Annotated in this window: 6 protein-coding genes and 1 pseudogene; 3 read left to right on the plus strand and 4 right to left on the minus strand. The window is 58.0% G+C overall.

Annotation, left to right across the window (positions count from 1 at the left end; genetic code table 11):
- Positions 1-478, minus strand: a 478-nt coding sequence (locus AC1DLB_RS20455; protein WP_477785540.1) for an HAD family phosphatase, incomplete at its 3' end; no start/stop codon positions are given.
- 199 nt (positions 479-677) lie between these two features.
- Here AC1DLB_RS20455 and AC1DLB_RS20460 point away from each other — a divergent pair.
- A complete protein-coding gene (locus AC1DLB_RS20460) occupies positions 678-1367 on the plus strand; it encodes an MlaA family lipoprotein (protein ID WP_018928141.1) in 690 nt (229 codons plus the stop codon).
- 73 nt (positions 1368-1440) lie between these two features.
- On the opposite strand, the gene AC1DLB_RS20465 is transcribed toward AC1DLB_RS20460, so the two are convergent.
- Positions 1441-1740: a PilZ domain-containing protein gene (locus tag AC1DLB_RS20465; protein ID WP_007935265.1), complete on the minus strand. Its 300-nt coding sequence runs from the start codon at positions 1738-1740 to the stop codon at positions 1441-1443.
- Between the two features lie 276 nt (positions 1741-2016).
- Here AC1DLB_RS20465 and rssB point away from each other — a divergent pair, with 276 nt between their 5' ends.
- Together rssB and rssC are read left to right on the plus strand one after the other, a co-directional pair.
- Complete coding sequence (gene rssB / locus AC1DLB_RS20470; protein ID WP_018928140.1) at positions 2017-3198, plus strand: two-component system response regulator RssB; 1182 nt, start codon at positions 2017-2019, stop codon at positions 3196-3198.
- Positions 3198-3680 carry an anti-sigma factor antagonist RssC gene (gene rssC / locus AC1DLB_RS20475; RefSeq protein ID WP_007935262.1) on the plus strand — a complete coding sequence of 161 codons (483 nt, stop codon included), beginning with the start codon at positions 3198-3200 and terminating at the stop codon, positions 3678-3680. The genes rssB and rssC overlap by 1 nt, the downstream gene beginning before the upstream one ends.
- 141 nt (positions 3681-3821) lie before the next feature.
- On the opposite strand, the gene tal is transcribed toward rssC, so the two are convergent.
- Positions 3822-4748 (minus strand): transaldolase, encoded by a 927-nt coding sequence (tal, locus tag AC1DLB_RS20480; protein ID WP_019582092.1) that lies wholly within the window; start codon positions 4746-4748, stop codon positions 3822-3824.
- Between the two features lie 356 nt (positions 4749-5104).
- Positions 5105-5618 (minus strand): annotated as a pseudogene (locus tag AC1DLB_RS20485) (tRNA-dihydrouridine synthase); the annotation flags it as partial.

Here is a 5618-nt window from a genome sequence, read left to right on the forward strand (position 1 = left end):
GGCTCAAGGCTTGCCATTCGTTCGGCGCGAGCCCGCATAGCGAGCCGCACGACGCCAGGCCGATGGTCCACAGCCCGGCGTTCAGGCCCGATTGCAGCAGTCGCGGCTCGCCGCTGACCAGCACGCAACCGTCCAGGCGCTCGACATTCAGCGCCATCAAGGCTTGCCAGCAGGCATTCGGGGCCGGCCATGGATTGATTGTTTCCGAGTGTTGCAAAGATTTGATCCAGGCCGGAAGTGCGACGGCCAGAGAATGGCTGAGGGCAGGGGATAGTTCATCAAGCCAGGCGCAGGGAATCCGTTGTCGCTGCAAGCTGGACAGGCTCTCCAGGGCGCCGGGCGTGACCTCGGCATGCTCGGCAGAAACGGTGCCGTGCTGACGCGTGCGCGCGCCGAAATCTACCAGGCAACCACTGAGACCGAACAGCACGGCGGTCAGATTCGGTGCGGCAAGGGGCAAGACTTCGGCGTGCGGCATGGAAACGTCCCTGAAATAGCGACAAGGCTATTCATGGACGATGACAATCGAGTGACACGGATGTGAATCGCTCGCCGTCAGGAGGCGTCGTTCGTAGACCATCGTGCACGATGCTGCCTAAACCGGGTTTTCCGTCATATACTAGCGGTCTTTGCGCCTGGGCCAAGCGCCCGCGTCAGTACAATCCAAGGAGTTTCTTATGCGCTGGAGCAATCGACTCGCTCAGCTTTGTATGTGTGCCAGTGTATTGCTGGTTCCGTTTGCGACTCAGGCCGCCACGGAAGAAGACCCTTGGGAAAGCATCAACCGCCCGATCTACAAATTCAACGACTTTGTCGACACCTACGCACTGAAGCCGTTGGCTCAGGGCTACCAGTTCGTCACACCGCAGTTCCTGGAAGACGGCATCCACAACATGTTCCGCAACGTCGGCGATGTGACCAACCTCGCCAACGACGTGTTGCAGGCCAAGCCCGCTGCGGCTGGCGTCGACACCGCGCGTTTGATCTTCAACACCACCTTCGGCCTGCTGGGCTTCTTCGACGTGGGCACCAAGATGGGCCTGCACCGCAACGACGAAGACTTCGGCCAGACCCTCGGTTACTGGGGCGTGGGCAGCGGCCCGTACGTGATGCTGCCGCTGCTGGGTCCAAGCACCTTGCGTGATACGCCTTCCAAGTATGTCGATGGCTATACCGGTCCGTACCCCTACATCAACGATATACCGGTACGTAACTCGATTTACGGCCTGAACATCGTCGACACTCGCGCCAGCCTGTTGTCGGCCGAGAAACTGATCACTGGCGACAAATACACCTTTATTCGCAATGCATACCTGCAAAACCGCGAATTCAAGGTCAAGGATGGTAAGGTCGAAGACGATTTTTAATCTCGACCGGTAAAACGAAGAGGGCGGCCAATTGGCCGCCTTCTTTCGTTTGGCTTGCGGGGTTAAGTCAGGGCTATTTCATCTTCAGGATTGTAAGCCCGAGTTTCTGGCCGCCACCGTCCTGTGCTTTCACCCACACCACCTCGGTGTCGGCTTCAAGGCCTTTGAGGGCTGCGTGATCGGAATCGATCCGCACGCTGAGCCGGTCACCGACCTTGAATGAGCGGGGCGCCTCCAGCTGCATGCCACTGCTGGAAAGGTCGATGCAGACGGCTTGCACCTCATCGCCTTCATGAATCAGCGACACATCGGCATCAACCCGCATGCGGATGAAATCGCGCTTTTCGCTGTAGTCCCGATCGGTTTGGCTCATGGGCTCGATCCTTCCTTTGGGTTACGGTTTTGCCTGTTCTTATAACTCTCGGTGATTTGACAAGTAAAGACGTCAAGCGACCATCGGCGTGAGCTTGAAACGCCTCGCGGATGGGAGTACCGTCTGCGCCTTAGAAGGGCACCTCTGGTGGAACAGTGAGTAGGGCAAACGCTCGAAAACGGTGCAGCAGAGAGGCTAGAAAGCGAATCCAGTAGTGTGTGCAGGGCCAAATGCCCAGCCTGCTACGCCAACCTAATTCTGGCGCCGTTTGCCCACATGCCAAAAACCAGTGCCACGCTGCTGATAATCGATGATGACGAAGTAGTGCGTGCGAGCCTCGCGGCCTACTTGGAAGACAGTGGTTTCAGTGTCCTGCAGGCCAGCAATGGCCAGCAGGGTCTTCAGGTATTCGAGCAAGACAAGCCCGACTTGGTCATCTGCGATCTGCGCATGCCGCAGATGGGCGGACTCGAACTCATTCGCCAGGTCACCGAACTGTCGCCGCAAACCCCGGTAATCGTGGTTTCGGGCGCCGGCGTGATGAACGACGCCGTCGAGGCCCTGCGCCTGGGCGCAGCGGACTACCTGATCAAGCCTCTCGAAGATCTCGCCGTGCTCGAGCACTCCGTGCGCCGTGCCCTGGATCGTGCGCGTCTGCTGCTGGAAAACCAGCGCTACCGCGAGAAGCTGGAAAAGGCCAACCGCGAGCTCGAAGCCAGCCTGAACTTGCTCCAGGAAGACCAGAACGCCGGTCGCCAGGTGCAGATGAACATGCTGCCGGTGAGCCCCTGGACCATCAACGAGTTCCAGTTTGCGCACCAGATCATCCCGTCGCTGTACCTGTCGGGCGATTTCGTCGACTACTTTCGGGTCGACGAGCGTCGGGTAGCGTTCTACCTGGCGGACGTTTCCGGTCATGGCGCCTCTTCAGCCTTCGTTACCGTGCTGCTGAAGTTCATGACCACGCGCTTGCTGTTCGAATCCAAGCGCAACGGCACATTGCCGGAATTCAAGCCTTCAGAAGTCCTTGGTCATATCAACCGGGGCCTGATCAGTTGTAAGCTGGGTAAACACGTCACAATGGTCGGTGGAGTCATCGACGAGGAGACAGGTTTGTTGACCTATAGCATCGGCGGTCATCTGCCGTTGCCCGTGTTGTACACGCCAGACAGTGTTCGTTACCTGGAAGGGCGTGGTCTGCCGGTGGGCCTCTTCAATGAAGCCACCTACGAAGACCACGTACTGGAGCTGCCACCGGTATTCAGCCTGACGCTGATGTCTGATGGCATTCTGGACCTTTTGCCAGAACCCACACTCAAAGATAAAGAAGCTGCTTTGCCTCAACGGGTCAAAGCGGCGGGCGGCAGCCTGGATGGTCTGCGCCAGGTTTTTGGATTGGCCACGCTAGGGGAGATGCCGGATGATATCGCCCTGTTGGTGTTGAGCAGGAATCTTTAATGAGTACCGGTAGAATCCAGTTCGCCGAGCAGGACGGCACCTTCGTCCTGAAGTTCGTCGGTGAAGTTCGCCTGACCCTGTGTTCGGCGTTGGATGCGACTATTGAGCGGATCTTCACTGCGTTGAACTTCAACGCCATCGTGATCGACCTGACCGAAACCCGTAGCATCGACAGCACCACTCTGGGCCTGCTGGCCAAGCTGTCGATCCTGTCGCGGCAAAAAGTCGGCCTGTTGCCGACTGTCGTCACCACCCACGAAGACATCACCCGGCTGCTGCAGTCCATGGGCTTCGAGCAAGTGTTCAACATCGTTGACCGCCCGATCCCATGCCCTGAATGCCTGACCGACCTGCCAGACCAGGACCAGTCCGAAGAAGTGGTGCGGATCAAAGTCCTCGAAGCACACAAAATCCTCATGGGCCTGAACGACTCCAACCGTGAGGCGTTTCATGACCTGGTGAACGCGCTGGAGCGTCACTGATTAATTCCCTGTGGGAGCGGGCTTGCCCGCGAAGGCGCCCTAACAATCACCACATCTTCCAGTGCTAAGCCCATTACCCGAATTCAACGCAAAAAAAGGGCGAACTCATGGTTCGCCCTTTTTGCATCCAGCTAACTCAAATCACAGCTTGGCCTGCAACAACGCCTCAAGCTTCTCCTGGTCCCGAGCAAACTGACGAATGCCCTCAGCCAGTTTTTCGGTCGCCATCGCATCCTCGTTGGACAACCAACGGAACTGCGCTTCATTCAAGCTCAGACGCGCTTCACCCGCATGCCCCGGCACCAACTTGCGCTCCAGCTTGCCGGTATCCGCCGCCAGTTTCTCCAGCAGATCAGGGCTGATGGTCAACCGATCACAACCGGCCAACTGTTCGATCTGATTCAGATTACGGAAGCTGGCACCCATCACTACGGTTTTGTAGTCATTGGCCTTGTAGTAGTTGTAGATGCGCGTCACCGACTGCACGCCCGGATCATCCGCGCCGGTGTAGTCGTTGCCGGTGGCCTTCTTGTACCAGTCGTAGATACGGCCCACGAACGGCGAAATCAGGAAAACTCCAGCGTCAGCACATGCCGCCGCCTGAGCGAAAGAGAACAGCAAGGTCAGGTTGGTCTGAATGCCTTCCTTTTCCAGCTTCTCGGCAGCGCGGATGCCTTCCCAGGTCGAAGCGATCTTGATCAGCACACGGTCACGGCCAACGCCGGCCTTTTCGTACAAGTCGATCAGACGGTGCGCACGCTTCAATACGGCGTCAGTGTCGAACGACAGGCGCGCATCCACTTCAGTGGAAATACGGCCAGGAATCACCTTCAGAATCTCTTGCCCCACCGCCACACCAAAACGGTCACTGGCCAGGCCCACATCGCCCTTGCAGTCGCTGACGCAAGCGTTCAGCAACTCGGCATAACCGGGAATGGCCGCTGCTTTGAGCAGCAGGGAAGGGTTGGTGGTGGCGTCCACGGGTTTAACGCGAGCGATTGCTTCGAAGTCGCCAGTGTCGGCAACCACGGTGGTCATTTGTTTGAGTTGTTCCAGCTTGGAAGTCATGGGCGTGCTCTGTCCTATGGGTCTAATGACATTACCCGAGCGCTGACAGCCACTCAAGGGTGCATGTGCGTATCGAGGCCCCAGTGGCAACATCCTGGAAACGGATGTTTGAAAGGCGGGGCGTGGTCTCGGTAAATACGATGCTGAAATGGAGGGCAGGTTCAATGGAGGTGACGGTTAGCGTGCTGAGCAGGCCTGGGTCATGTCCTCAATGCTTACCGATTTGACCAGCTTGCGAATTAGACCTTTGAGCGCTCGGGCCGAACAAGTGACGGCCGCCATTTCAAAGCGGCCAATTTCTAACGAGACAGAGCGCGGACACCGGCGCGCGAAACCTGCAAGTGAGTGACGAGGGATTAACGTCCCTCCAACAACTCTGCCGCCTGATCCAGCAACGCCAATGGCTCTTTAGCCTTGTGAATATCCACCGACAACAACTGCCGAAACTTGCGCGCCCCCGGAAACCCGGTACCCAGCCCCAGTACATGCCGCCAGCTCCGGAAAATCCGCCTTCAACCGCGCCGCCACGTCATAACGCAGAGGCGGAATGTCGCGGTTCTCCTTCGGCGACAAACCCTCCAGAATCGCAATCCGCGCATGCACGGTAAAACTTGTGCACCCGGCATCCCGAACCGTGCCGACGAAATCACACAACTCCTCGTAACTGTCCCGCCCATTAATCCCGATCCGATGCTTCACCGTCACCGGAATCGACACCGCATCACGCATCGCCTTCACACAATCGGCCACCAACTGCGGATGCCCCATCAGGCACGCGCCGATCATATTGTTCTGCACCCGATCACTCGGGCAGCCGACATTCAGGTTTACCTCGTCGTAACCGTGCTCCTGGGCCATGCGGGCGCAGGC

This window comes from Pseudomonas sp. 05N434 (genome assembly GCF_056396965.1).

Bases quoted from the DNA above. Each gene is read 5' to 3' on its own strand.
- AC1DLB_RS20465 (WP_007935265.1), bottom strand. From the start codon at position 1,740: ATGAGCCAAACCGATCGGGACTACAGCGAAAAGCGCGATTTCATCCGC.
- AC1DLB_RS20460 (WP_018928141.1), top strand. From the start codon at position 678: ATGCGCTGGAGCAATCGACTCGCTCAGCTTTGTATGTGTGCCAGTGTA.
- rssC (WP_007935262.1), top strand. From the start codon at position 3,198: ATGAGTACCGGTAGAATCCAGTTCGCCGAGCAGGACGGCACCTTCGTC.
- rssB (WP_018928140.1), top strand. From the start codon at position 2,017: ATGCCAAAAACCAGTGCCACGCTGCTGATAATCGATGATGACGAAGTA.
- tal (WP_019582092.1), bottom strand. From the start codon at position 4,748: ATGACTTCCAAGCTGGAACAACTCAAACAAATGACCACCGTGGTTGCC.